General features: G+C 57.7%; 21 protein-coding genes. 13 read left to right on the top strand and 8 right to left on the bottom strand.

Annotation, left to right across the window (positions count from 1 at the left end; all coding sequences use genetic code 11):
- Positions 1 to 24 precede the first annotated feature (24 nt).
- From CU669_RS11090 to wecB, 3 genes are read left to right on the top strand one after another with little or no spacing between them, the layout of a single operon-like run.
- Complete coding sequence (locus CU669_RS11090) at positions 25 to 1608, top strand: B12-binding domain-containing radical SAM protein (RefSeq protein ID WP_205119428.1); 1584 nt, start codon at positions 25 to 27, stop codon at positions 1606 to 1608.
- A complete protein-coding gene (locus CU669_RS11085) occupies positions 1602 to 2483 on the top strand; it encodes a glycosyltransferase family 2 protein (protein WP_239988677.1) in 882 nt (293 codons plus the stop codon). Before CU669_RS11090 ends, CU669_RS11085 begins: the two co-directional genes overlap by 7 nt.
- Positions 2480 to 3598 (top strand): non-hydrolyzing UDP-N-acetylglucosamine 2-epimerase, encoded by a 1119-nt coding sequence (wecB, locus tag CU669_RS11080; protein WP_112144626.1) that lies wholly within the window; start codon positions 2480 to 2482, stop codon positions 3596 to 3598. Before CU669_RS11085 ends, wecB begins: the two co-directional genes overlap by 4 nt.
- Here the strand turns inward: wecB and CU669_RS11075 are convergent.
- From CU669_RS11075 to CU669_RS11045, 7 genes are all read right to left on the bottom strand, one after another.
- Positions 3573 to 5177, bottom strand: coding sequence for a hypothetical protein (locus tag CU669_RS11075; RefSeq protein WP_112144624.1), 1605 nt, complete (start codon positions 5175 to 5177; stop codon positions 3573 to 3575). The genes wecB and CU669_RS11075 overlap by 26 nt on opposite strands.
- Positions 5147 to 6754 (bottom strand): hypothetical protein, encoded by a 1608-nt coding sequence (locus tag CU669_RS11070; RefSeq protein WP_112144623.1) that lies wholly within the window; start codon positions 6752 to 6754, stop codon positions 5147 to 5149. The genes CU669_RS11075 and CU669_RS11070 overlap by 31 nt, the downstream gene beginning before the upstream one ends.
- Positions 6754 to 7032, bottom strand: coding sequence for a hypothetical protein (locus CU669_RS11065; RefSeq protein WP_146747722.1), 279 nt, complete (start codon positions 7030 to 7032; stop codon positions 6754 to 6756). The genes CU669_RS11070 and CU669_RS11065 overlap by 1 nt, the downstream gene beginning before the upstream one ends.
- A 142-nt stretch (positions 7033 to 7174) precedes the next feature.
- Positions 7175 to 8725, bottom strand: a complete 1551-nt coding sequence (locus tag CU669_RS11060) for an MBOAT family O-acyltransferase (RefSeq protein WP_112144620.1) — start codon at positions 8723 to 8725, stop codon at positions 7175 to 7177.
- Between the two features lie 14 nt (positions 8726 to 8739).
- Positions 8740 to 9408, bottom strand: a complete 669-nt coding sequence (locus tag CU669_RS11055) for a hypothetical protein (protein ID WP_161539645.1) — start codon at positions 9406 to 9408, stop codon at positions 8740 to 8742.
- A gap of 227 nt (positions 9409 to 9635) precedes the next feature.
- Positions 9636 to 11069, bottom strand: coding sequence for a B12-binding domain-containing radical SAM protein (locus CU669_RS11050; RefSeq protein ID WP_112144616.1), 1434 nt, complete (start codon positions 11067 to 11069; stop codon positions 9636 to 9638).
- 90 nt (positions 11070 to 11159) lie between these two features.
- The gene (locus CU669_RS11045; protein ID WP_112144615.1) at positions 11160 to 12083 is read right to left on the bottom strand and encodes a polysaccharide deacetylase family protein; all 924 of its coding nucleotides are present in this window, start codon (positions 12081 to 12083) and stop codon (positions 11160 to 11162) included.
- A 155-nt stretch (positions 12084 to 12238) separates the two neighbouring features.
- Here CU669_RS11045 and CU669_RS11040 point away from each other — a divergent pair, with 155 nt between their 5' ends.
- Positions 12239 to 13303, top strand: a complete 1065-nt coding sequence (locus tag CU669_RS11040; protein WP_112144613.1) for a polysaccharide biosynthesis protein — start codon at positions 12239 to 12241, stop codon at positions 13301 to 13303.
- A gap of 18 nt (positions 13304 to 13321) precedes the next feature.
- Here the strand turns inward: CU669_RS11040 and CU669_RS11035 are convergent, their stop codons facing one another.
- Positions 13322 to 15211 (bottom strand): GNAT family N-acetyltransferase, encoded by a 1890-nt coding sequence (locus tag CU669_RS11035; protein WP_161539643.1) that lies wholly within the window; start codon positions 15209 to 15211, stop codon positions 13322 to 13324.
- A gap of 383 nt (positions 15212 to 15594) precedes the next feature.
- Between CU669_RS11035 and CU669_RS11030 the strand changes: the two genes are divergently transcribed.
- The 9 genes from CU669_RS11030 (at position 15595) to CU669_RS10990 (ending at position 25488) form a co-directional block, all read left to right on the top strand.
- Complete coding sequence (locus CU669_RS11030) at positions 15595 to 16452, top strand: ABC transporter permease (RefSeq protein WP_112144609.1); 858 nt, start codon at positions 15595 to 15597, stop codon at positions 16450 to 16452.
- The gene (locus tag CU669_RS11025) at positions 16449 to 17765 is read left to right on the top strand and encodes an ABC transporter ATP-binding protein (protein WP_112144607.1); all 1317 of its coding nucleotides are present in this window, start codon (positions 16449 to 16451) and stop codon (positions 17763 to 17765) included. The genes CU669_RS11030 and CU669_RS11025 overlap by 4 nt, the downstream gene beginning before the upstream one ends.
- A gap of 10 nt (positions 17766 to 17775) precedes the next feature.
- Positions 17776 to 18606, top strand: a complete 831-nt coding sequence (locus tag CU669_RS11020) for a sulfotransferase domain-containing protein (RefSeq protein ID WP_161539642.1) — start codon at positions 17776 to 17778, stop codon at positions 18604 to 18606.
- A gap of 40 nt (positions 18607 to 18646) precedes the next feature.
- Positions 18647 to 20524 (top strand): asparagine synthase (glutamine-hydrolyzing), encoded by a 1878-nt coding sequence (gene asnB / locus CU669_RS11015; RefSeq protein ID WP_112144604.1) that lies wholly within the window; start codon positions 18647 to 18649, stop codon positions 20522 to 20524.
- Between the two features lie 50 nt (positions 20525 to 20574).
- Positions 20575 to 21480, top strand: a complete 906-nt coding sequence (locus tag CU669_RS11010) for a polysaccharide deacetylase family protein (RefSeq protein WP_112144602.1) — start codon at positions 20575 to 20577, stop codon at positions 21478 to 21480.
- 159 nt (positions 21481 to 21639) lie between these two features.
- A complete protein-coding gene (locus CU669_RS11005) occupies positions 21640 to 21918 on the top strand; it encodes a hypothetical protein (protein WP_112144601.1) in 279 nt (92 codons plus the stop codon).
- A gap of 124 nt (positions 21919 to 22042) precedes the next feature.
- Positions 22043 to 22384, top strand: a complete 342-nt coding sequence (locus CU669_RS11000) for a hypothetical protein (RefSeq protein ID WP_112144599.1) — start codon at positions 22043 to 22045, stop codon at positions 22382 to 22384.
- Between the two features lie 9 nt (positions 22385 to 22393).
- Positions 22394 to 24232 (top strand): asparagine synthase (glutamine-hydrolyzing), encoded by a 1839-nt coding sequence (asnB, locus tag CU669_RS10995; protein WP_112144598.1) that lies wholly within the window; start codon positions 22394 to 22396, stop codon positions 24230 to 24232.
- Positions 24214 to 25488, top strand: coding sequence for a glycosyltransferase family protein (locus tag CU669_RS10990; RefSeq protein ID WP_112144596.1), 1275 nt, complete (start codon positions 24214 to 24216; stop codon positions 25486 to 25488). Before asnB (CU669_RS10995) ends, CU669_RS10990 begins: the two co-directional genes overlap by 19 nt.
- Positions 25489 to 25496: the final 8 nt, after the last annotated feature.

The raw sequence follows: 25496 nt of genomic DNA, 5'->3' as shown, positions 1-25496 counted from the left end.
TCATGGTCCGTGGCAGTCACAGGCATGGCATATCCAGCGATGGCGCGCGTTCTACTGATCAATCCCTCCTACACGTTGAGCTATGGCGGGGCGAAAGCGTCCATCGTCAATCCCATTCATCCGACTCTTGGGTTGGCGACAATTGCCGCGACGGCACGCAATCGTGGCCATGAGGTCCAAATTCTGGATCTGTCTTGGCGGGTGTACGATCATCGCGCGGTGCAGCAGCGGCTCGAGTCCTTCCGGCCCGAGATCGTTGGAATTACCGCCACCACGGCCTTGATGAACCAGTTGCGCGACATGTCAGTGCTGATCAAGGATCTCGCGCCCGGAACCCGCGTTGTGGCGGGTGGCGCCCATCCCTCGGCTATGCCGTTCGAGACCATTATGGAGACACGTTGCGACGCTGTTTTTGTCGGCGAGGCCGATCTATCCTTCGCCGATTATTGCGACGGCAGCCGTCTCGAAGACATCCCTGGCCTGTGCTTTCGCCAAGGCGACAGGGTTTGTATAACACCACGGCCACCACCCATCGGCGATTTGGACACCCTGCCCATGCCGGCCTGGGATCTCTATCCGGTAGAGGACTATCGGCGAATGTCACGGCTATTGGCGCGCTGTCCGCCTGTTACCATGGCGGAGTTCTCGCGCGGTTGTGTTTTTACCTGTGATTTCTGCGCCTCCAAGATCACGATGGCCAAGGGGTATCGCAAGAAGAGCCCCGAACGCTGCGCCGCCGAAGTCAAGCACATGCATGACCTCGGCTTTCGCGAATTCATGCTGGCCGATGATATTTTCACCTCCGACCAGAAATGGGCGCGGGCGGTGTGCGAGGCGATCATTGCGACCGGCGTCGATATGGCCTGGACCTGTACCAACGGTATCCGGGTGGAAAGCGCCGACGAGGATCTGTTTCGCATCATGCGCCGGGCGGGCTGCTACCGTGTGTCCTTCGGGTTTGAATCTGGTAACAATGAGGTTCTGGCCCAATTCGGCAAGGGCGGCCGGGCCTCGATCGAGCAAGGCAAAGCCGCCGTGACCATGGCACGGCGGGCTGGGATCGACACCAATGGTTTTTTTCTGCTGGGCCTGTCTCCCGATACCGAGCAGACCATGCGAGAAACTATCGATTTCGCCCGCCAAATTCCCGTAGATATGATGAAATTCGGCCTATCCATAGCCTTTCCTGGAACAAAAATGTTCGATGATTATGTTTCGGATGGGCTCGTAAAGTCATATGACTGGGATGAGTATTTTATTTATACAGATAAGAATTTGTTTGTTCATCGGCACCTGTCTTCCGATGCTATTAAAAAATACTTGGACATTGCCTATAGAAAGTGCATTCTTCAAAATCCAGGCTTCATCTTTCGACGTATCGTCAGGGGCGTGCGGACCGGGGAGTTCTTCTGGGATTTGTACTATGCCTTGAATTTTTTCTTCATGCCGTCCGTCGGCAAGGCGTTAGCATCCGTTTATTATGCCCGCGACCGCTGGCCGGTTTGGAATTATCAGGCTAACCCTCCCCGGCCAGCCAGCTATCCAGTTGTCCACAAGTCGGTCGCAGCGATCATGGCGGACCCAGGCATTGAAGAGGTAGAGTGGTGATCAGCGTCATTATTCCGGCGTTTAATGAACGGGACGCCATCCATGACACAGTGACTTCGATCCGCTCGACTTTGGCGCAGGCGGATTTTTCCGACGTGGAGATCATTGTGGTTGATGATGGCTCCACCGACGGCACAGGCGCGCTCGCGATGGACGCCGGGGCGATGGTGCTGCGGAACCTCGAGAATCTTGGCTATGGCTTTTCCCTTAAGCGTGGGGTTGCCGCCGCCAAGCATGACACCATTGTCATTACGGATGCCGACGGAACCTATCCGATCACCCAGATTCCCAATCTGGTGAGTCGTTATCGGGAGGGGTGGGATATGGTGGTTGGCGCCCGAACCGGAGAGCGGTATCGCGAAAGCGCCATCAAGGCGCCGCTGCGCGCTATTTTGAAGGGTCTGGTGGAATTCACCGCGGGGAGGTCAATTCCGGACCCGAATTCAGGACTTCGGGTTTTCTCAAGGGACGGGATTTCACCGTTCTTTCCAAATCTTTCGGATAGCTTCAGTTTCACGACGTCCTCGACCTTGGCTTACATGCTGCGGAAGCGGACGGTTCTCTACGTGGAGATCGAGTATCACCACCGGATCGGAGCCACCAAGGTTCGACTGCTTCGAGATTCTTTGCGGACAATGCAGTATATTGTCTCCGCGATCACCTACTACAATCCTCTGAAGCTGTTCCTTCTGTTGAGCTGTCTGACGCTGATATTCGGCGCTCTTTGTGGGGTGGTCGGATTATGGACCGGTAGCGGAACAGCCTTGTTGGCGGCGGCGGTCGCGGCGGTTGCCGGGGTGGTGGTGTTCTCCTTGGGATTATTGGCGGACCAGACGAGCCAGATCAACGCCCGCTCTGATCGAAATTCATCATGAAGCGGATCTGCACCGTGGTTGGCGCTCGACCGCAATTGATCAAGGCGGCAGCGGTGTCGAGCGCTATCGCCCACTGGAATGAGACCGGCATGGAGCCACTCGGCGAGGAGATTATCCACACAGGACAGCATTTCGATGACCGAATGAGCGGCGTCTTTTTTCGGGAACTGGGAATTCCCGTCCCGGTGGCCAATCTGGGAATAAGCGGCGGAACCCACGGAGCCATGACAGGGGCCATGCTGCCTGCCCTGGAACAGCAGTTCGCTGAGCGCCGCCCTGATGCGGTCTTGCTATATGGTGATACCAACTCCACTCTGGCAGGCGCCCTCGCAGCCGCCAAACTATGCATTCCGGTAGTGCATGTGGAGGCCGGACCAAGAATGTTCGACAGGAGCCATCCAGAAGAGATCAACCGTGTGGTGGTCGATCATGTAGCGGACCTGTTGCTGGCGCCTTCAGAGGTGTCGCGGCGTAATTTGGCCGCAGAAGGTCTGGTTCGGGGGGTTCACGTCGTCGGGGATGTGATGCTGGATGCGGTTCGGATGCATGCCAAATCCGCCATCGCTCCTGCCATGGACAGGCCCTTTGCCCTTTGCACGGTGCACCGGCCCCAAAATGTAGACGACCCCCTGCGCATGGCAAAGCTGATGCGGGCCTTGAGGGCGATACCCTTGGCCGTACTCCTGCCGCAGCATCCAAGAACGCTGGCTGCGGTAAAAGCCCACGGACTGACTTGGCCCACCAATGTGGTGGTGGTTGAGCCCCTGTCCTATCTGGAGACCCTGGGGGCACTATCGGCGGCAACGGTGGTGCTGAGCGATTCAGGTGGATTGCCGAAGGAGGCCTATTACCTAGGGCACCGGTCGCTCACTCTGTCATCGGAAACCGCTTGGCCTGAGCTGCAGGAATGCGGCGCCACTCGGGTGGTAGGATGCGACAGTGACGCGATCGCGGGTTCTCTGGACTGGGCATGCGAGGCTCCGGTCGCCAGTCCAAATCCATTCGGAGATGGCGATGCCGGGAGTAAGATCGTCGCCTGTCTGGTAGCAATGCTGGGTGGAGCGGCAGAGTGCGGCAATCCGGCCGTCCCTAGCGATGGGCGGACAAGCTCTTGATCTCCGCCACCAGCAGTTTCTGACGACGGCTCAACTGAGCTAAATCATTGTCGTTGAAGGCGTCTCGCTGAGATGGGGCCGGCAGGGAGCGTCTTATCCGAAGGAGCCAAAGGGCAAACATCGCCGCCAGAAACAAGGCACTTGCCGTTAGAGCTAGGCCAAGCCTCCATCCCTGGAACATGGTGCGTTTGACGGTGGCCACAATGTCGTAAACCCGCTTGGGATAATCCGGCATGTCCGCTAGGAAGGTATCATTGACCTCGCGCCGTTCGGCTCGCATGGTCTCGATCGTTCTTGGTCTCGGTGGCGCCGTTGGTGGGGATACGGTGACCCCGTCAGGAGGCGCCTTGGACAGAGGCGGCGGCAAGGGGGGAAGGAAGGTCCATAAGCCCCGGCTGGTGACGAAGTTCCTGCCTTCAAACTCCTTGATAAGACTTGAAACCAGGTCTGCGTTGAGGATTGACTTTACATCAGCGTCTTCTTTGCCGATGTGATCAAGAATCCGCAAATAGGTGACATCGCCGCCATGGATGTCATCCATGAACTCGCACTCTCCCGACTCCAGATCGCGAGGGTCGTGAAAATCCCAGATCTTGCCGAATTCGGCCTTTGCGAGATTCCTCCACTGATCGATATACGCGTAGTCGGAATCGGAGCGGTAAAGCGCAGCCATGCTGGGCGCCAAGGGTGGAATGATGGTAATAGTTCGTATGCCGGCAACCTCAAGGCGGTGAATCATTTCCCTGGCCGCCGCCATGCGAGCCGGATCGATGCGCTGACCGGGCTGATAGGCTCCATGGGGAAGGCGTCGACGGGCTTCAAGATCATTCACATAGAGGCAACTCTTGCCGGGATAGTCACCCTCGCGCAGTCGCAATCCATAATACGCGCCATCCGGCCCAATCCCGGTATCAGTTGTATAGGCAGTCAAACCGACCCGCCGGATGCCATCTTGTCCGTGAAGCTGACCGCCCAGGGCCGCCCGGTAATTCCCAATGCTGAGCAAGCCCTGTCGCAGCAACGTGGTGGGGAGTGTCGCGGCACTCAGAATCTGGCGCAGGCGTTGCGGAAGCGCCCCCCAAAGGGGGTTGCCTTGATTGCGGCGTGTCATGACAGCCCCGTCTCCACCCTTGTCGGTGGTGGGGGTCATAAACCACCAGTAGTCTAGGAAGATGAACACGTAGCGGGGATTGCCATGTTCCGCAAGCAGCTGCGGCGCGCCTTGAAAGGATTTGACGATTCCGACCGTTCCAAACCGTCCGGTTAGGTTGAAGAACGAGCGGCTGAAGGCGAAATCGTGCAGATTGAATGAGCGCGACGACCCCAGAACGGTAATTTCGGGTGCAATTTTCCTGCTGATTTCTTCCCTGGGATAGGGAGCTATCAAGGCGCTGACCAGCATGTTTCCACGATCCCACTCCCTCAGGATATCATCCTTGCTCCACAATTCATTGACCCGTGCCATGACCAGCAAATTGCATGTGGTCGCAGCAGCCAAGGCAAGAGCCGGGATGGCGATAACCAGCAGCAGGTACTTTGGGATAGCGTTCATGGCGACGGATGGCTGGGCGGCAGGCATGAGGACAATATTGCGCGATGGCGCAATCGGCGAAGTGCTTCAAACGCCATCCCTTGACGACGAGCCGTCTGGATGAGGTCTTCGTCCATGTGGGCACTGGGCATTGCCAACGGTAGGCGGCGGAGAATTCCAAGACAAAACCACCCCACGCTGACCAGCAGGGCCAGGGAAATGCCGACTGCTGCCAGAGAAACTCCGTACCCTTGGAAGGAATGTTTTTTGATGTTCGCTAGTAGGTCATATATATATTTGCGGTAATCCGGCATGCCATCCAAGAAATCCTTGTTGGCGGCAAGTCTGTCGGCCATGACGCTTTCATGAGTCCATTTCTGTCCGGACGAAGCTTGAGTGCGTTGCTGCGGCGGAAGTGGGGGGTGGGTCACCGGTAAGGGGGCGAGTCGAGATAGCAGGCCATAGCCGGTAACCAATCGTCGGCCGGAAAATTGACGGATCGCAGCCGTGATGTTACCGGTGTTCAGCAACTGCCTGATTTCGTCACTCTCGAGCCCCATCCGTTCTAGGATTCGCAGATAGGTAACGTCGCCGCCGTGAATATCGTCGTGAAATTCGCAGTCGGTGGAGCCCAATGCACGGGAATCGTGAAAGTCCCAGACGCCAGGAAGCATCTGCTTCATGGTGTTTCGCCATTCGTCCACAAACGCGTAATCGGGATCTGACTGATAGCGCGTCACCACGCTGGGGGCGAGGGGAGGTAGGATGGGGATCACACGTATACTGCTTGCTTCCAATTCCGTCAGCATGGATTTCAGCGCCGCGACCTTTAGCGGATCCAACTGCTGACCAGGGCGATAGGCGCCGTGAGGCAAGCGCTTGCGGTTGGACAAATCCCCGAGGTCGCAGATTCGTCCGGCTTGGTCGGCTGCACGCAGCCGCAGGCCATAATAGGCTCCGTCAGGTCCAAAGCCGATTTCATTTAGGTTGGCGACATAGCCGATCCTGACTATATCGTCGGCATAGCCACCCCGTCCTCGCAGCACGTCAAAATACTGACGTAGCGTTAAATGGCCCGCGCTCAAGAATGTCGAGGGCAGTACCGAGGCCTTGAGGATTTGGCGGACGGCGGACGGAAGGCGCTCATAGATGTCCTGTTGGAGGGATTGACGACTTTCATTGGACGATATCTGAGTCTTGGCCTCAGGCGAGGTCATGACCCACCAATAGTCCAGGAAGAAAAAGAGATAGCGGGGGCGCCCATACTTCAAGACCTTCCGGGGGACTGCCTGAAAACTCCCCACATCGAATGCGGTCGAGCGCGTCAGCCACCCCCCGAGGTTAAAGAATGACCTTCGGAAAGCATAGTCGTGGACATTAAAGGAGCGCGATGACCCTAGGACCATGACATCGGGATCAAGGGCGCGGACAATGCGTGGGCGCACATCCTCTATATTGATGGGGTTGAACAGAATATTTCCTCTTGACCAAACTTCGACGACCCTGTCAGCGCTCCACAGTTCCCTGAGCCGCGCCATGAAAACGAGATTGCCAGCGGCGACGGCAGTGATCAGTACGAGCGGAAACGCGACTGCCACGACGAGGAAGCGGCGGATGGAGGGCATCAGGGGCCTACCTTAACATCGCGGCAAAGATCGCCCTGCGGGAGCTGGCCTGGGGTGGAATGATGGTTTGCCCGGCACTGAAGAGGGGCCGGGATGCTTAATTCGGCCATTCCCTCGACCTGCATGTGGCGGTTCTGGGTCTGCCGCTCATCATTCCGCTCCAGCCGGAGCGGCCCAATCAGGCTCTCCACATCGATCTCCATCACCAATTGCGATAATGTCTCGGCCGGACCGCCGAGGAAATCTCCGTCTCCAAGCTTCTTCATCAGTTCGTTCAATGCTGATCCGGCTTTAGTCATTGGGCGACCATAACTCATGGATTTTGCTAATAAATAGCTGGTTGCCGCTCACCGATTCCGCCAGAGCCACGACGGCCAGAGCCACGACAGCCAAGGCATCGCGGTGGATAGTCAAAAAATACTAAAATTGCCAATATATGAATTCGCTGGTATTTCCGAAATGAAAGATGGCGTAGATCAGCATGGCCGCCGTGAGCAATGCCCATGGTACGGTCGGACGCCACCTTAGGGAGATTGAGACGAAATCCGCGACGCTGCGCGCATCAAGGTCGCCATAGACAAGGCTACAAGCCGGACGATAACGACGCAACCACGCTTGGGTATTGGGAAGCCCCAGGCAAATGAACAGACCTGCTGCGAACCAGAGGAACGTCGTTTGAGTGGGAAAGGCGCGGGACACCTGCTCGGCATTGATCCAATGAAACCCGATGGCTTCCAGGATCGGACCCAGGTCGCCAAGAGTCTGCTTATCGACGTCATGCAGGGCCATGCGCCCATTGATGCCAAGCATGCCTTGCCAGAGATTGAGCGCGCCATGGACGCTCTCGGCTCGGAATAGGGTCCAGGCCAGCATCACCCCCAAAAAGGTGATGAACCAAGCAAAGGCCGGTGGGATACGCAGGTGGCGTGCCTTGCCGCCGCCTAGGTCGCGCCAAGCATGGTTAATCAAAAGCATGCCACCATGCATGCCGCCCCACAGAACAAAAGTCCAGTCAGCTCCATGCCACAGACCACCGAGCAGCATCACGATCATGACATTGATATAGCGTCTGATCCTGCCGCCGCGATTTCCGCCGATGACAACATACAGGTAGTCGCGCAGAAAGCGTGATAGCGAAATATGCCAGCGCCGCCAGAAGTCTATGATGCTGGTCGCCTTGTAAGGAGAGTTGAAATTTACTGGCAAGCGAATGCCAAAAATTCGGGCGATGCCCAGGGCCATGTCCGAGTAACCCGAAAAATCAAAATAGATTTGCAGCGTATAGGCCAGGATGCCGGTCCAGGATTCGATCATGGTTACCGAGGCCGAGGTTTCCGCCAGCGCGAAGACCGGCCGAGCATAGCCTGCGAAGGTATCAGCGAGGATCTGCTTCTTGAACAGGCCCGCGGCTATCATGGTAAATCCGACGGCAAAATTGATGGCGCGCGGGGTGAAAGCCGAGGCTGTCTTAAACTGCCCAATGACTTCAGTGAATCGGACAATGGGGCCGGCGATCAATTGGGGAAAGAACGTGACGTAGAGGAGGTATTCGGAAAAGCCTCTGGGCGAGATATTCTTGCGATTGACATCAATCAGAAAGCTAATCTGGTGGAAGGTGTAAAATGAAATTCCCAACGGAACCACCAGAGCTTCTGCTGAGTGCAAACCAGACAGTTCTCCGAAGAAGATTCGGTACTTGAAATAGCCCAGGATCGCCAGATTGACTAAGACGCCGCTCAAGACCACGGCGCGGAGGCGGGTGGCGTGGACCAGATTTCCCATCAAATAATTGAAAAATATTGATGAAAGCAATAGCAAGATGTATTGAGCTTCCCACAACGCATAGAAGCCAAGGGACACCAGAACCAGGATCGAAAGTGCCGGCAGCCGCCCAAACCGGCGGGCGGCACAAGTCAGGGCAAGGCAAAGTGGAAGGAATCCAATAAGAAACTCATAGGAATTAAACAGCATATTGCCGGACTCTCTTAGAATTTTCGCTGGCGTGCGCGTTCAATTTCAACGGAAATTTCATTAAGTTCCACACGAAAGTTCGACACCTGTGGCGTAATGTCTGGATATTTTTCTTGAATTGCTGCAATTCTCGAGAATTGATCCTCTAGTCTCTTCTGGCGCCACATGACAAAAAGTAGGCGAATTTTCCTGCTCAGACGTGACTGAGGGCGAGCCCCTGGCAATGCGGCGATGCGGCGCTCGAGCGTCCGAAAAAACATGATGACGGTACCCCCGAGCAGCAGCAGGGCGACGACCGCGACGAGAAGAATAATGGTTTGTATCTCGCTAACGCCTTCGACCTGTTTCAGGCGTTCAAAAAATCGTAATTCGTAATCCGGGATGTTGGCCAGCCACTCCCTCGTGGTACGGCTCAAGTCGTCGGTCGCCGATGGCTCAGAGCCCGCCGCGACGCCGGTCATCCCGAATAGGGCCAGAACACCGAGAAACGCCACGATAGCGCAAATGAATTGGAATAGCGGACGGCCCACCATGGCAAATTCCTTCGGATATTCAGTATCGGCGAATCGCCCGAGACTATCGATGAGCAGCCAAGATCGGTCAAGAAATCGTGGCTGGATATGTTTCAGGGTAATCGAGTAAAAGAGAGAAGTTCCGAAAATCCAGTCATCATTCCCGCGCAAGCGGGAATCCATGTATCCGCAAGTCCGACCCCAGATCAACCAATCTCTTTGCGACGGTCACGGTGAACCGCTGGCAACGAGAATGGCAGCAGGCTATTTTCGGTCATGGCGGGTGTGGCCTCTCGGCACTTGGCAAAGATTGTGTCTAGACAACAAAATCTTATGCCGTATCAGCGCCTTACGCTACATCCGCCAACCCACGTCAGTGCCCCGGTGAACAAGACGGGCTAGCGCGGAGCACGTACGAAACCAAGAAACGCCGGCAAGAATTTCAATGACCGCCAGAACACCCAGACATTGAAGTTCTTGAACAAGATCCGCCAAACCGCGATGGGCCGGAAATAGAAGGAACTGGCGATTTGGCGGCAAGCTTTGCACTGAGCCTCGGGAGAGAACCCGGGAATATTGAGCTGCCCCCTGCTGGCGTCGGAAATAACCCCCTTCACCCGCCGCCCCAAAAATCCGTCCTTGAGATACCACTTGGGATCGGCAATCAGATTTTCGGCCACGGCGACGGAATAAGTCTCGGTCCCGGGATAGGCCACGGTGGGACCGACATCGATGAAGGTGGCAGGGATGCGGAGGGCAAGATCCATGGTATCGGCGACGGTCTCGGGACTGTCACCCGGATTGCCGATCATCAGGAATGCGTTGGCTTGAAGTCCGATCTTGTCGGTCAGCTCGAATGCCGCAACGATCTCTTCCACCTTAACATCCTTCTTCATCCGATCAAGCACGGCCTGATTGCCCGACTCCACGCCATATGAAATGCAAACCAAGCCATTGCGCTTCATTCGGTTTAAAAGTGTCTCATCAATCCGATCGACTCTCGCATTGCAATGCCAAACGAAATCGAGACCACGTCGCTCAATTTCCTCCATAAGAGAGTTAACCCATTTAAAATTTAAGGTGAATGTGCTATCTCTAAAAAAAAATTCCCGTATTCCATATGTATTTATATTAAATTGTATCTCGTTAACAACATTATTAGGGCTCCTACTCCTCACCTTCCGCCCCCATATCGAGTGAACATCGCAGAATGTGCATAGATATGGGCATCCCCGACTGCACATGATGCTCATCGCGTGCGAACGGCGCCCATAAATCATGGCGTAGTCACGATACAAGCCATCGGCAAGATTGGGAAATGGCAGGTCATCCAGTTCACCCAGGAAGGGCAAGGCCGGATTAATTGCCACCCCCCCTTCCTTGCGATAGATCAGATTCGGAACCTGATCTACGCCCCCGCCTCCCAGTAGACTTTTCACCAAGATAGGGAAGGCTTCGTCACATTCGCCGTACATGGCGTAATCAATGTCGGCATATTCGAATAACTCATCACGGGTGTCGTTAAAATGAGCGCCACCAGCAACGATGAAACCCGGCCAAGCGTTGGTCTTGAGATGATTAAGGATCGTGACGAAGCTTTCCAGGTGGGCCGTGAGAACGCTGAACCCGAGAACCTTGGGGTTCAGCGCCTTGATCTGTGCAAGGGTATTCTCAAGACTCAGCCCCTTGATGCTGGCATCAAGAACCCGGGCAGAAATACCTCGGCGGTTCAAGTTTGCAGCCATATAGAAAATTCCCAATGGGGGCAATCCATACGACTTGCCGCTACCGAATTTTGTCGGGAGATATACCAATAAAACTTCTATGGACATTTCGTTTCACACACTGCTTTGAGCAAAATTTGCTGCAAACGACAAAGAATAGCTTGGGGCTATGCTCGTCTTCAAGCATTTTTCACAACCCTATGCACGTGTCCTTCCAAAGGGAGATTGGGTGGGATGATCGAGATCATAGATGCGCAATCCGCCCAATATCTTCAACTCGGTGACCAGTTGACCCATCTGAACAAATTCATACCCTCGTTCTGCCAGGGCATCGATCATGGCCGCCAGCAGGCTTGTCGCATTGCAGGCGTTTCGCAAATGGGCATGCCGCTTCCACCCTCTGACGTTATTCGCAATCTCGTTGAAATACAGGTCGCAAGGATGAAAATGAACCACCGCGATCTCAGGCAGGGGAAACACGGGTAGGAGCAACCGATAGGCCCCCATGCCCAATAGCTTCACATAGGTCAGCCCATATGGGAGACGAATGCCACGAAGAGTTGCGATTGGCATTTCCATCAGCCGCCGATCATCGTGGGTGAATTCAAACGGCATGCGAGGATAGTGGGCATTATCATAGCCGAACTCGTCGAACCGGCGAGTTGGAAATATGCTCGAATCGTATTCGAAACCCGCATCCATCAACCGCCGCAATCCTGGCTTGTCGATAAGGCCGCTGGGAGCGCGGTAGCCACGTGGGGCGACGCCCCATTGGCGGATATATTCATCGCGCGCCCTCTGAATCTCGTCGAGCGAGGCCGCCCGATGGAGATCATGGCTGAATGAGTGGACGGCGAATTCCGTCGGAACTGCGCCGGCTATTTTTTCGAGGGCCATCCGATACCGATCCGCCAGTGACATGACCATGAACACAGTCAGCGGCACCTTCCGCGCTTCAAGAAGCCGGGTCAGAGAGAGCACCTTGTCCCGGCTTTCCAGCAGGCGAATCCGCTTGTCCGGACAAGAGTGGTCGCCTTCCACGTCGATGCTGATGCACGCCACGCGGCGGCGTGCCCCCGAAACACCCGCACTAGCGGAAGGCGGATGCGACAAGCCTGCCATGATGATGTCCTAGCGTTCATGCGCGGGAAGCGATCTGGGAGGAGAATAAAGACCCCCGTCGACCGCGGCAACCCGGATGGGATCGTCGAGCGAATGCAATCTTGCCAAATTGCAGACATTCTGTCTAAACCTCGGGATGTCGGAGGAGCAAGGCCGTGGAACAGACCTTTTTTAACAATTCTCGTATTGCGATTACCGGGGCTGCGGGGACGGTTGGGAAATGCTTGGCCAAAACCTTGCTAAAGTTGCCGATCGCCGAATTGCGTGCCCTGGACAACAATGAAAGCTCGCTCTTCCTGGAGGGCGAACGGTACCGATGCGAACCGCGATACTCTCCGTTCCTTTGCGATGTCCGCGACCCGGATCACATGCGCCGCATGCTGGTGGATATCGATTTTGTCTTCCACGCGGCGGCCTTCAAGCACGTCCCACTTTGCGAACGCAGCCCGTCACAGGCGGTCCAGACCAATATTAATGGCGTTCAGAACCTCATCAATGCGGCAGTAGACAATTCGGTTCGGCGAGTGATTTTCACCAGCTCTGACAAGGCCGTGAATCCCACCAATGTCATGGGCACCTCCAAGCTGATGGGCGAACGCTTGATCACATCGGCCAATACGCTGACAAAAGGGCCGAACCGGACGATCTTCTCCTCCACCCGATTCGGTAATGTCGCGGGATCCCAGGGATCTGTCATTCCCCTGTTTACCCAACAGATTGCCAATGGGGGGCCTGTGACTTTGACCGACGAACGTATGACCCGCTTTGTGATGACGTTGGATGAGGCGGTCTCCGTTCTGATTCGGTCCATGATGATGGCTTGTGGCGGCGAGGTGTTCGTAACCAAGATGCCTGTCATCCGCATTAGCGATCTGGCGGAGGAAATGTGCGCCATGCTCGCTCCCCATTTCGGCCACGCTCCCACGACGATTCAGATAGAGCGGGTGGGGGTGAGAGTGGGTGAGAAGCTGTTTGAGGAATTACTGAATGGGGAGGAATCTGGCCGCGCCTATGACATCGACGACGGATTTTTCGTCATCCTGCCAGCCTTTCGCACCATGATAGAGGCCGTGCCTTATGGCTATCTGGGTGACACCTCCCGGCCGGTAAGCGACACATATGTATCGGAGAGCCAGCCGTTCCTAACCCGCCAAGAACTCCGGACGTTCCTGATGCAGCCGGGCGTTTTCGAAGACGGCCTGCGGAATAGTCTTACCTAGTGGCGGACGGTGATCCCGCTATGACTTGACGCAGACAATCAGGTGTCGGAACGCGAAATATTTCAGTCCAGGAAGGCTGGCAAGACGCTCTTCAAGCATCCGGCCATTGATATCGCGCATCAGAAAACGGACAACCGGCTGGGAAAGCAAAGGCTTCAGCCATTTGGGGCGATCCCCCCACATGGGTAAAAGCTGGAAGCTTCGGTGTGTCGCCACCGACAGGCCCAGTCGGCGCAGCATGGCCAACGCGGCGGGCAAGGTCAGCAGATGGAGTTGGGGGAGGTTCGGCTGGGCAGCGCAAACCATCTGGTTGAGGCTGGGCGCTATGCCGATTTCGACGACGAACCGGCCACCCGGCGCCAGGATCCGCGACACTTCGACGAAAACCTCCTCAACCTCCGGAATCTGGTACAGGGCCGACAAGCAATAGACAGTATCGACACTGCCGGAGGTGATCGGAATGGCGCGGGCCGATCCCACAAGGAAGGACACGGATTGGATGCCCTGTTGCCGACGACGGCGCTCGGCGTCGATGATGAAAGGCACGCTGAAGTCGATCCCGATTCCTCGACGAAACCGATCTGACAGCGCCATAAGATGCGCGCCCGTAGCGCAACACAGATCGACCACCACACCGTCGCCCGAGCACGACGATCGCACGGCATCCAATTTGGCCTCGAGCACTCGATCCGAATATGAAATACCCGAGCCGATTGGCAGCGCACAAATGTCATCGACCTTATAGATTGTCCCCGCCGAATAGGTTCGCCGCAAAGCGGCTTCGGCATCTGCCGGGCTGGTCCATTCAGGCCGCCCACATCCGTCGAGCTGAAATGGATGCAGCAGCAAAGATGCCAGTCGCCTCATCCTGCGCTGCCAACGTAACGCCCGGCCAAGCCCCACGGATCGCGCCACGATTCTTTTACCCAGCCGCAAGAAATCGGTCGCGATCATGACCCAACTCTCCTGCGGAGGCGTGTAAATCGGCGCATCGGGCCTCGGCGTCGGCACCTCGGCAGGAGGAGGAAAGTCAATTCTTCCCTTGAAGGACCGGTGATCCTCGCCACCAAATTTCGACTTGAAGGTCGTCAGGCCGGCGTTCTTGCTCGACACCTCGCCGGGGAAGGTTTCCCCCATCTCGAACCACTGCCCATTTTCCGTCGCAGCAGACGCGATAGCCGACCACATAAGGAGATAATTGACCCCCGAATCCAAATGTTCGCCACTCGAACACCCTGTCCAATATTTAAACCGGCCATCGAAACGGGCAATATTCTGGAATGCTACCGGCGTTTTGCCCGCCGCTAGGCCGACCCAAAGCTCCGCACGGCCCTGTGCCGCCATCAGGCGCGCCACACCGTCAAAATAGGCTTTGGGATGGGGGGAAGCCCCGGTGCGTTGATAGGTTTCAACATGGGTGCGGTAGTAGTCGTCCAGCATTTCGCCCCACGGCCGACGCTCTACCGTGTATCCGGCTGCCCTCGCCCGCCGGACCTGATAACGGGAATCCTTGGACAAACCCTCCCACAGAGCTGCTTCCCCTAATGTGAGGTCTATTAGCCGTGATTGTGTCGAGACGTCCTTGAGCCCAAACGCAGCGAGTGGATTGATGCCCCAGCGATTGGCGAGGGAGCGGGGTGATGTCGGACTAAGCGAAAATTCAACAGAGCGGGCGCCATGCTCGGCAGCCAGTTGGCGCACCCGGTCCATGATGGCCACGAGCAGACGTCGTTGTTGACGCCAATGCAGCCCTTCCGCGATTACCGGTCCCGACGCGCCAAACCAAGGGGAAGCCAAGCAGCCGCCGTCAGGACTGAAAGAGAGCGGGACCGCCGCAACCAAGGCGCCGTTCTCCACCGCACCGAAACTGAGATCCAAGACATGCCACGCGGTAACGTCGGACACCATGACTTGCCACGCCCACAATCCGTCCATTCCACCATCGGGCGACGCATGGATCAGAGCGTCCCACGATTCTTGCCCGATTTCGCTCCGAACCAGCCAGAGCGGCCCACGGCAAGCGCGGCCTTGTGTGTTCGTAATGGTGCCTGAATTTATTGGGGACATGGTCCACGATATCTTGGAACTGCCGTATCGACCTTGGCAAGCATGTTCGGCGAGGAGAAGCCAAGCTAAGCGGACTTGGCTCCTAGTTCAAGAAATTCGCACCGAGCGGCTTGTACCGGCAGCAGTCCGACTGGTAGTGTCCAGCGGTTCAATCACACGGACGCCGAGGGGATCATGCCAAAGAAAATAATCGGCATTTTTGCACCGGAAACCACCCTGTTCCCATGAAGAGTACCGTCATCCTTGCCCCTACTGATGACAGACCGGTTCGGGTCGTTGCGGCTGGCCGAACCGTGCACAGGGAATTGGGGATCAGGGAAGCCTTCGCTTACCGCGAATTGTTTCTGACCCTTGTTTGGCGCAATCTGGGGCCGCGGTATCGCCAAATGGCGCTGGGTGTCTTGTGGGTTCTTTTCGAACCCCTGGCTCAGATGATCCTCATCAGCGTGTTCTTCGGCATGTTGTTCAGGTTGCCGTCGGACGGAATCCCCTATCCGGTTTTCGTGCTATCGGCACTGCTCCCATGGACATTCTTCTCGCGCGTCATCCAAGACAGCTCGCAGAGCCTGCATGAGAACATGGGCCTCATATCCAAGATCTATTTTCCCCGCATCCTGCTGCCTCTGGCTTCGGTGATCAAAACCCTGGTCGATACCGGCATGATGCTGCTCTTGCTACTGGTGGTAATGCTGCTGTCCGGCTATTCGCTGACGCCGCAAATTATCATGCTGCCGACCTTCCTGATCCTGGGGCTGATCTTGGGGCTCGGCATCGGGATGCTCTCGGCGGTGGTGATCGTCCGGTTCCGCGACATCACCTATGTCATCACTCTGGGGTTGCAGGTGTGGATGTACTTGACGCCGATTGTCTACAGTCCATCACTGGTGCCCGACTGGCTTCGTCCATACTACCAGATCAACCCGACCTATTGGATGGTCGAGGGCCTGCGCTGGTCGCTGCTGGGCAAGCCCGTTGAATTCACTTGGCAGTTCACCGCCGCCTGGATGATCGCCCTGACCACCCTGGTCATCGGCTGGATGGTATTTCGCCGCCACGAGCAAGAGACGGTAGACTACGAATGACAGGTGGGCGGCCAGCGGTAATCGTTGAGGGGCTGGGCAAGCGATACCATATCGGCGTCGGCGAGGATCCGTCCGACGTGGCTGGCGGCTCACTGTGGCGGGCCGTCACTAACCCATTCCGACGCGCGAAGACGACAGGCGCCGACTACTGGGCGCTCAAGGACGTCTCCTTCACGCTCCATGAAGGCGAGGCGCTCGGCATCATCGGCCGCAACGGCTCGGGAAAGAGCACTCTGCTTAAGATGCTGGCAGGGGTCGTGGAGCCGACCGTCGGCATGGCTCGCCTCTATGGCACCATTGGGTCGCTGCTTGAGGTGGGAACCGGATTCCATCCCGATCTGACCGGTCGTGAAAATGTTTTCCTCAACGGCAGCTTGCTGGGAATAAAGCGTGCCGAGGTGATGCGGCAGTTCGATTCCATCGTCGACTTTGCCGAACTCGCTAAGTTCATCGACACTCCAGTTAAGCATTATTCCAGCGGCATGTATGTTCGACTAGCCTTTTCCGTCGCCATCCATCTTCGGACCGAGATCCTCATCCTGGACGAGGTGATGGCGGTCGGTGATGCCGGCTTCCAGAAGAAATGTATCGAGGCGATGGAGCGCATTCTGCATGACGGTCGCACCGTACTGTTCGTCAGCCATAGTCCCTGGGCGATAGAACGCTTCTGCGACAAGGCGCTTCTGTTGGATCAGGGGGCGCCGCTTTTCTACGGCTCCTCCGGGGATGCCTCCATTCATTACCGCCAGCTCGTATACGCCTTGCCCACTGACGAGAACGCCAGCGACGCCAGCGTCGAGGAGAAGCTGACGACCCACGCCGACCTGGCCGACCGCGATAATTTCGAGCGCCCGCGCAGCTATGTGATCCAGGCAATCGCCCTCAGCCGACTGGACGGGGGAGAGACCGCCGTCTTCCATACCGGTGAAGGCATGCGCGTGCGTATCGACTACCATAATGATGGGATCGAGCCGGACGGCTATTTTGCCCTACTGTTTTCCGAGATGACCGCCGATCGGGCGATGACCATTCACAGCACTCATACCGGACAGGCCTTGCTGGTCGAGGGCAGGGGAATGATCGAGTGCATCATCCCCGAGATCCGTCTCACCAGTGGCTATTATTCCGTCATGGTCGACTTCGGCCGTTTCAGGGATGGCGTGATGGAGACCTTGGACACGGTGCCCGATGCCATACGAATCTTCGTCAGCGTCGGATCCTATGTGGCCGGGATTGGCCACAATCGAAATCACGGGGTTTTCGTTCAGCAATCCAACTGGTCAATTATTGAAAAATACGCATCTCCACAATAAGGGAGGAATTATGTTTCATCAATTTGTCAATAAATTATGCTCAAAAAAAGAGCGGGATTTACCTTCTCCCGTATTTTCGGCCATCTCCTACCCAAAAACTGGAACGACATGGTTCCAATTCGAGCTCGCTAAATATGTGCAGATCATATCTCGCAATGAGCAACTTGTTTTTTTTGATGACATCGACAGAGTGCGTCAAGCTTGTCGAACCGCACCGAATTTTGTTGGCGGATTTACCCATGCTCCCCTGACTTGGAATAGTCAGGCGGCTAACGATTTAAGTGCCGAATCCGTAGTCGATCCCTTTCGCGAACTGAAGGTTATCCTCATGGTTCGCCATCCGCTTGACACTCTCGTCTCGCACTACATGCAGATGAAGCACCAAGTCGGAAGTTTTAAAGGGGATCTCGTGGATTTTATTAATGATGATGTTTTTGGTCTTGAAAAACTCATAAGATTCTACTCCATATGGGCGGAAAATAAGCATGGCCTCCGCGGCTTTTACCTGCGCCGTTATGAGGATGCTCGCAAAGATCCCGGCAGAATTTTAAAGGAAATTCTGGCCTTCCTGGGTGAGTCCCCCCATCAGGCGGCGGTTGATGAGGCGGTGTCCTTTGCATCCTTCCGCAACATGAGGGACATGGAGAGCCGTGGAGCAGAGCTCGTCTACCCCTCGTCCAATCTTCCCGTCTTCGGCCCTGGTGATCGTTCAAATCCCGATGCTTTCCATGTTCGCAAGGGAGAAGTTGGGGGATATCGGACCCATCTCTCCGGGGGGCAGGCAGAAAAATTCGAGGCGCTGATCGCCAGAAATCTTCCGGTGATGTTCGGCTACTCTTAAGGCGATCAGACTTCACTCCAACCAAAGGGATGATCCGGGCATGTGCGGCATCGCCGGGTATGTAGGTCCAGCCATCGCCGCGCTACCCCAAGCCGTGGGAAGCCAAATGGCCACCGCCATCCGCTACCGCGGTCGCGATGGTGAGGGCGAGTGGACTGATGGCGAACGGGTACGCCTGTTTCATTCCCGCCTGAGCGTGATCGATCTCGCCACCGGCGACCAGCCGATGGCAGATAGCAGCGGCCGTTACATGGCGACCTACAATGGTGAAATCTATAATTACCGGGCCTTGCGCCGCGAATTGGAGGAACGGGGGGCGCGCTTCCTCACCAATAGCGATACTGAGGTGCTCCTGGAAGGGTTCAAGGCATGGGGCCCGGATGTTTGCAGACGACTGAACGGCATGTTTGCCTTCGCGATCTGGGACCGCCACGAACGCGCCTTATTCATTGCGCGCGACCGGTTGGGCAAGAAGCCGCTGGCGCATGCCTCGCTTGGCGGCGTGTTCTATTTCGCCTCGAACATCGACGCCTTCACCAAATGCCCGGGCTGGAGCGGGACGCTCTCGCGGGCAGCGCTACACCTGCTTGCCATGCTGGGCGGCTTACCTGGCAGCGCTACGGTTTTCGAGCAAGCGCACGCGTTGCCAGCAGGCTGCTGGGCAACCCTTGCATCCGGAAAGACTGAACCGGAGGTCACTCGCTATTGGACCTTTTCCTGCGGCAAGACAAAGCGACCGCGCCTCGACGACGCCATCGAGGAGTACGGCGAGATCCTGACAGACGCCGTCAGAATTCGCCTCGAATCGGATGTGCCGCTCGCCTTGTCATTTTCCGGTGGAGTCGATTCTGGGACCATTGCCGCTATCTGCGCCAAACGCCTCAACACCTGCCCTAAGGTGTTCACCATCGACTACGACGCTCCTGACGACCCCAGCATTGAAAAGCAAATCGCTGAACGCACCGCTAGGCTCCTTGGTCTTGACTGGCATTATATTAATTTTGACTACCGTCGCGACCTGCTGCCACGCCTACCGCGTGCCTACCAGCCCTATGATCAGCCCACCCACCAGATGCCGCTGGTTTATTCTGAGATTCTTTACGAGTTCATGAAGCCCCATGCCACCGTCGTTCTGTGCGGAGGCGGCGCCGATGAACTGTTCGCCGGCTATGACGGAATGGAGGCGATCGCCCGCGACGACCGCCGCAGAATGCTGGAGCGGTGGTTGCCGAAGCGCTTTCGCCGGATCGAAACACGCTTCCAGGGCCGTAACGTTGGCATGGGATTCTGCAATGATTTGATCGCCTACTGCCAAGGACGATCCGGCGGAGGTGATCCGCCGGAGGACAAATGGCTGCGCCAGTTAACCGATGATATGCAAGAAGCAGAAGTGGAGTCCTTGCTCGACCTTCACATGTTCACCGCTCTGAAATGGAATGCCGTCGATGGACTGTATCGGCTGCCGGATATATCCGGGTTAGCGGCCCAGGTCGAATTGCGCAGCCCATTCCTGGACTACCGGATGGTGGAGTTTGCCGCCAGACAACCGCAAAAATTCAAGATTGGCGACAGTGCCCGCGTCGACCTGAATAAATTCATCCCGAAGAAATACTATGAACGATTCGTGCCCCCCGACATCGCCTGGGCGGCCAAGAAAGGCATGGGATTTAACCTGTGCTGGAATGACTCGATCTCGTCGGATCCGGCCTTCGAGCGTCTTGCCGCAAAAGCATTTGGCCATCTCGATGAATCCGGCATCGATGCCGCAGACTATCGGGCTGCCCATGCCGCCTACCTGGATGGCCGCCGCCGGGGCGAACTCTACCCCTCTTCCAGTGGCCAGATGATGATCGGCTTGATGATGGGCATGTGGTTGGCGACCCGGACCTACCCGGTCTCACTGGGTGCCGAGGGATAGGCGGTACATTTATTTCGGGCTATGCTGACGCGCAAGACAGCGAGGAAAAAATGATCAGTCTCCGTTCAATCGGACGCATGACGCAGCAAATGGCAGGATTGCTAAAGCGGCAGCAGCAGCCGCCGCCATCGTCTCTCGCCATGACCTGGCAAGCTTACGGTGCACTGGCCCGTGCCCAGGGGTTCGACCGCCTGTATCTGCTGCTGTCGTTCGACTGCGACCGCCACGAAGATGCCGAGGTGGTAGAAATGGTAGATGGATGGCTGGTGGAAAGGGGAATTCCCCGCACCTATGCCGTGCCCGGGGTGATGCTGACCGAGGCTGCGGAAATCTATCGGAAACTGGCTTCCAAGGGCGCCCGGTTCATCAACCACGGCGGCCGCGCTCACGTCGAATTTCGGGATGGCCGCTATTGGAGCTGCACCTTCTATGACCGCTTTAGCGAGGCCGAAGTCGCCCAGGATATCGCCGCCGGCCACGAAGCGGTAATCGCCGTCACCGGGCAAATTCCCACGGGCTTCCGTGCTCCCCATTTTGGCCTGCTGGACAATTCTCAGCGCGAGTATATATACAACACTCTACGAGCAATGGGATACAGATTCTCATCGTCGTCGCTTCCGGAACTCGGCTTGGCCAAAGGACCGCTGGTCGATGTCGGCGGCTTGGTCGAACTGCCGTGTAGCGGCAGTTGGGTTGCTCCGCACATTATTCTCGACAGTTGGTCCCATGTCCGCAGCCCGGTCGATCCTGTTGTCACCGCCGCCTATGGCAATATCATGATGGAAACGTGCGCCGAACTGTTCAAACATCGGCAAGTGGGGGTATTAAACTGGTATGCCGACCCCTCCCATGTTGCCCAGGGAGACGTATTCCGCCGCTGCCTGGATGCAATTGGTGATCATGGCATCAAGGCCATCGGTTTCGAAGATCTACTCGTGATGGGAGGACGGGTGTGAAGATCCTGACTTCCGCCGCGCCGCGCCTGACCAGGGTACTGGTCATTGCCCGCGATTTCCCTGCTCCCTGGCCGGTGTCCCGGCAGCTAGCCTTGGTGGGGCCGTGGCGGCAGCCGCAGTTAGTTCATCGAATACGAAGCCAACCCGCGTCCGCTCGCAATGATGCTGGCGATCTTTCCCGATCTGCGCCAGGATCTGGCGGTGGCATCCGCCGAACCGTTGCCCGACGGCGTCGAGGCGAGGTTCACCTGCCATCCCGGTTCGCCCGATGATTTCGCCCGGACTGTGGTTGTCGGCGGCTATGACGCGGTATTTCTGTTGTATCGCGATGCCATCGGCCTGGGCTGGGACCGTACCGAAGCGGCGCTGGCATGCCTGAGCGGCGTAGTGGTCTATACCGTCAACGGCCGTCGCCGCGCCTTCGCGCTGGACGAGTAGGCGCGGTACAAGCTGCGTCTGCGGCGCTGGCTGTCGACTTGGCGGGTATTCGAGCTTGGGTTCGGTTTCGTCATCGTGCCGGTGGCGGTCGGCCTAGCGCGTGGGATATGGTGCGGGGGCGACGATGATCGGATCAGACGTCAAGGCGAATATTCGGGACTGGTGGGCCCGCATTCCGATGACCTATGGATTGGGCTATGGCTCCACCTCGTTCATCGACAAGAATGGCCGGGCGGAAGGCAATCCCCACGCCTGGCCGGTGACCCGCGACGAGGTCATGGGCACCCTCTTCGTCGGTTTTCGCGATATTGCCATCCGCACCCTGGGCACCGACATCCCATCGGCGCTCGACCATTGGCTGCCGGGCCTGGGGAGCCAACTCTTGCCGCCTCAGTTGATCAAGTCGTTGGCCTGCCGCTGGGGCTGGAGCCTGTGGATTACCGCTTCCAAGCCCGGCAAGAGTTAGACAGCGCCCATGTGCGGCATCGTCGGCGTCCTCGATCCCGATCTGAATCCCGCCACGGCCCCGACAATGCTCGGGGCGATGGCGGCGACCATCCTCCATCGTGGACCCGACGATGTCGGCATGGTCGTGCTTGACTATATCGGTCTGGCCATGCGCCGCCTTGCAATCCTCGACCTTGCGCACGGCCATCAACCGATGGCATCTCCCGATGGGCGATACACCATTGTGCTCAACGGCGAGATTTACAACCATGCCCAACTGCGGCCCGAACTGGCCGCCCAGGGCTGGGGCTTTTCCACCACCTCCGACACCGAGGTGCTGTTGGCTGCATGGGCGCTGATGGGGCGCGATTGCCTGCCTCGGCTTAACGGTATGTTCGCCTTCGCGGTATGGGATGGCCGCGAGGGGACGCTGACTCTGGCACGTGATCGCCTGGGCGTGAAACCGCTCTATTATTATCACCGTGGCGGACGGCTGCTGTTCGCTTCGGAGATCAAGGCGTTGCTGGCCTCCGGGTTGGTTGATCGCGAACTTGATCCGCGCGGGCTATGGGATTACCTCACCTTCCGCTACGTCCCCGGCCCCGGTTCCATCTGGCGGGATGTCGCCAAGCTACCGCCCGGCCATCTCCTCACCGTGGAGCCGGGCGGCGAGCCGGCAATCGAGCGCTGGTGGGACATTCCCTACGCGGAGCCGACCAGAATTCGTTCATCTCGGCGCTTGCAAGATGAATTTACCCTGCTGTTCTCGGATGCGGTTCGGCTGCGCATGTTGGCCGACGTTCCGGTAGGCATTCTGCTCAGTGGAGGGCTTGATTCCAGCGCGGTTGCTGCTGCGGCGGCGGAAAGCGGGTGCGGCCGGGTCGATACCTTCTCCGTGGCCTTCGCCGACAGCCCCGCCACCGACGAATTGCCCTATGCCCGACAGGTCGCCGCCGCTCTGGGACTGAATCATACCGAGGTGGTGATTGGCCGGAACGAGTTCATGGATACACTGCCAAGCTTCGTTCACCATACCGATGAGCCGTTGGCCGATCTGGCCTCGGTGCCGCTGTACCATGTCTGCCGACTGGCGCGCGGCTCGGCCAAGGTGGTGCTGTCGGGCGAGGGGGCGGACGAGATTTTGGCCGGCTACGACTTCGACCGGGTGGTGGGAGACTGGGACAGAGCCTTTCCGATGCCGACGTGGTGGCGGCGACGGCTCGGCGTTCGCCGGGCAGACCCCCTTGCCGCCGATCCGCCGCCCCATATGACCAATTACCTGTCTTCGGCCGACAAGACGGCGATGTTTCGCCAGCCGGTAGAGTGTGCCGACTCTATGACCAGGGTGCGCACGACGATGAACCGATGCGGCTCGGGGGAGCCGCTGAATCGCATGCTCTACGTCTATTGCCAGGACTGGCTGGTGGAAGACTTGCTGATGAAGGCGGATAGGATGAGTATGGCGGTGTCGCTGGAGTTGCGCACGCCTTTCCTCGACTACCGGCTGGTGGAATGGGCAGCGGGCGCCCCCACCTCGGTCAAGGTCGGCAGGGACGAGGCCGGAGACTGGTGCACCAAGGCGGTGCTGAGGCAATATGCCGCCACTCGACTGCCGCGGGAGATTGTTAATCGCCCCAAGCAGGGGTTTCCGGTGCCGGTCTATGACTGGCTGTCTGGTCCCCTGCGCGATTGGGCGCGGGACTGTCTTGCCGGGGGAGGACGCCTCAGTAACTGGCTGGACCCCACCGCCGTCGCCGCCATGGTGGAGCGGGGCACGGCCGAGGAAGCGCCGATGATGGACCGCCATCGGCTGTGGAACCTACTGATCCTGGATATGTGGGTCCGGGAATGGATGCCGCGATGCTGAACTTCATAGCCATCTCCATGTGGATGCCGCCGACGGTGACTCCGCGCGCCATCCAGGTCGGCCGTCTGCTCAAGCATCTGCGGGGTCAAGGCTGGGGCGCGGGAATCATCACCCACGATCCCGCCACCTACGAGCCTCGCCAATTCCTCGATTTCGATTTCAGCAACCTTCATGGCGATATTCTGGCCGGTATGGAAACGGTATCGCTCGATCCCCTACCCATCCATTCTCGCCGCGCGTTGGTCAAGGCTCTGCTGGGTGGTGTCCGCGAGGAAAGCCATCACCAGCGTTGGTTTCAGCGGGGACTGGAGGCCGCGTTGCGCCTTGCCGCGCGGAAGGAGCACGTCGCCTTCGCCACCTTCGCCGGCCCGTGGGAGAGCCACGAATTGGGCCTTGAGCTCGCGGCGAAGACCGGCCTGCCCTGGGTCGCCCATTTTGCCGATCCCTGGGTGGACAATCCCTATTTCGTGAACCTCGACCCGGCTGAGATGATCCGTCGGCGCAATGCCGAGGCGGCCGTGGCTGAAAGGGCCGACGCACTGGTGTTCGTTTCCGACAAGACCCGTGATCTGGTCATGAGCAAGTATCCGACACAATGGTCCGAACGCGCCTATGTGGTGCCCCATGCCTTCGACCGGGATTTACTAGAGGGACTCCCAGAGCCTCCCGCCCTCAACCGCATGCGCATCGTTCATACTGGAAATTTCTACGCCGCTCGTTCCGCCGAGCCACTGCTGGACGCCGTGGCCTTGATTGCCAAGAATCACCCCGGGGTGGCGCGTGACCTCGATATCCGCCTGATCGGCCTGATCGAGGAGGGAATGCGTTATCGCATCGCCCAGGCCGGACTGGACGAGATCGTCACCCTGATCGGGCAACGCCCCTATCGCGAGACGCTGTTCGAAATCACCTGTGCCGACCTGACGCTGGTGATCGATGCCGACGTGGCAAACAGTGTCTTCCTGCCCAGCAAATTAGTGGATTATATCGGACTGTCAAAGCCGGTCCTAGGTATCACCCCAGCGGACAGCGCCACCGCTGATCTGCTCGCACGCCTGGACTGCCCGATACTTCCGGTCGGTAACGCCAGGAACTTGGCTGAAGCGATGATCGAGGCGCATGCCCGGTGGACGCATGGGCGTCTCGACGTCGGTTCCACCTACCGCCGCGTCGCCGCCGAATTCGACGCCCCTCAGGTCGCGCACCGCTTCGCCCTCGTGCTGAAGCAGGCGATTACCACCCGGCAGGCGCGATGATGATCTGA

This window comes from Paramagnetospirillum kuznetsovii, assembly GCF_003284725.1.
In the GTDB taxonomy this organism is placed as follows: domain Bacteria; phylum Pseudomonadota; class Alphaproteobacteria; order Rhodospirillales; family Magnetospirillaceae; genus Phaeospirillum; species Phaeospirillum kuznetsovii.
Note: the sequence above shows the minus strand (reverse complement) of the source record. Positions and strands in the feature narration are given on the sequence as shown.

What these genes read in the sequence shown, in the direction of transcription:
- CU669_RS11090 (WP_205119428.1), top strand. Translation starts at nt 25, where the DNA reads ATGGCATATCCAGCGATGGCGCGCGTTCTACTGATCAATCCCTCCTAC.
- wecB (WP_112144626.1), top strand. Translation starts at nt 2,480, where the DNA reads ATGAAGCGGATCTGCACCGTGGTTGGCGCTCGACCGCAATTGATCAAG.
- CU669_RS11075 (WP_112144624.1), bottom strand. Translation starts at nt 5,177, where the DNA reads ATGCCTGCCGCCCAGCCATCCGTCGCCATGAACGCTATCCCAAAGTAC.
- CU669_RS11070 (WP_112144623.1), bottom strand. Translation starts at nt 6,754, where the DNA reads ATGCCCTCCATCCGCCGCTTCCTCGTCGTGGCAGTCGCGTTTCCGCTC.
- CU669_RS11060 (WP_112144620.1), bottom strand. Translation starts at nt 8,725, where the DNA reads ATGCTGTTTAATTCCTATGAGTTTCTTATTGGATTCCTTCCACTTTGC.
- CU669_RS11050 (WP_112144616.1), bottom strand. Translation starts at nt 11,069, where the DNA reads ATGTCCATAGAAGTTTTATTGGTATATCTCCCGACAAAATTCGGTAGC.
- CU669_RS11045 (WP_112144615.1), bottom strand. Translation starts at nt 12,083, where the DNA reads ATGGCAGGCTTGTCGCATCCGCCTTCCGCTAGTGCGGGTGTTTCGGGG.
- CU669_RS11035 (WP_161539643.1), bottom strand. Translation starts at nt 15,211, where the DNA reads ATGGTGTCCGACGTTACCGCGTGGCATGTCTTGGATCTCAGTTTCGGT.
- CU669_RS11030 (WP_112144609.1), top strand. Translation starts at nt 15,595, where the DNA reads ATGAAGAGTACCGTCATCCTTGCCCCTACTGATGACAGACCGGTTCGG.
- CU669_RS11025 (WP_112144607.1), top strand. Translation starts at nt 16,449, where the DNA reads ATGACAGGTGGGCGGCCAGCGGTAATCGTTGAGGGGCTGGGCAAGCGA.
- CU669_RS11020 (WP_161539642.1), top strand. Translation starts at nt 17,776, where the DNA reads ATGTTTCATCAATTTGTCAATAAATTATGCTCAAAAAAAGAGCGGGAT.
- asnB (WP_112144604.1), top strand. Translation starts at nt 18,647, where the DNA reads ATGTGCGGCATCGCCGGGTATGTAGGTCCAGCCATCGCCGCGCTACCC.
- CU669_RS11010 (WP_112144602.1), top strand. Translation starts at nt 20,575, where the DNA reads ATGATCAGTCTCCGTTCAATCGGACGCATGACGCAGCAAATGGCAGGA.
- CU669_RS11005 (WP_112144601.1), top strand. Translation starts at nt 21,640, where the DNA reads ATGATGCTGGCGATCTTTCCCGATCTGCGCCAGGATCTGGCGGTGGCA.
- CU669_RS11000 (WP_112144599.1), top strand. Translation starts at nt 22,043, where the DNA reads ATGATCGGATCAGACGTCAAGGCGAATATTCGGGACTGGTGGGCCCGC.
- asnB (WP_112144598.1), top strand. Translation starts at nt 22,394, where the DNA reads ATGTGCGGCATCGTCGGCGTCCTCGATCCCGATCTGAATCCCGCCACG.
- CU669_RS10990 (WP_112144596.1), top strand. Translation starts at nt 24,214, where the DNA reads ATGGATGCCGCGATGCTGAACTTCATAGCCATCTCCATGTGGATGCCG.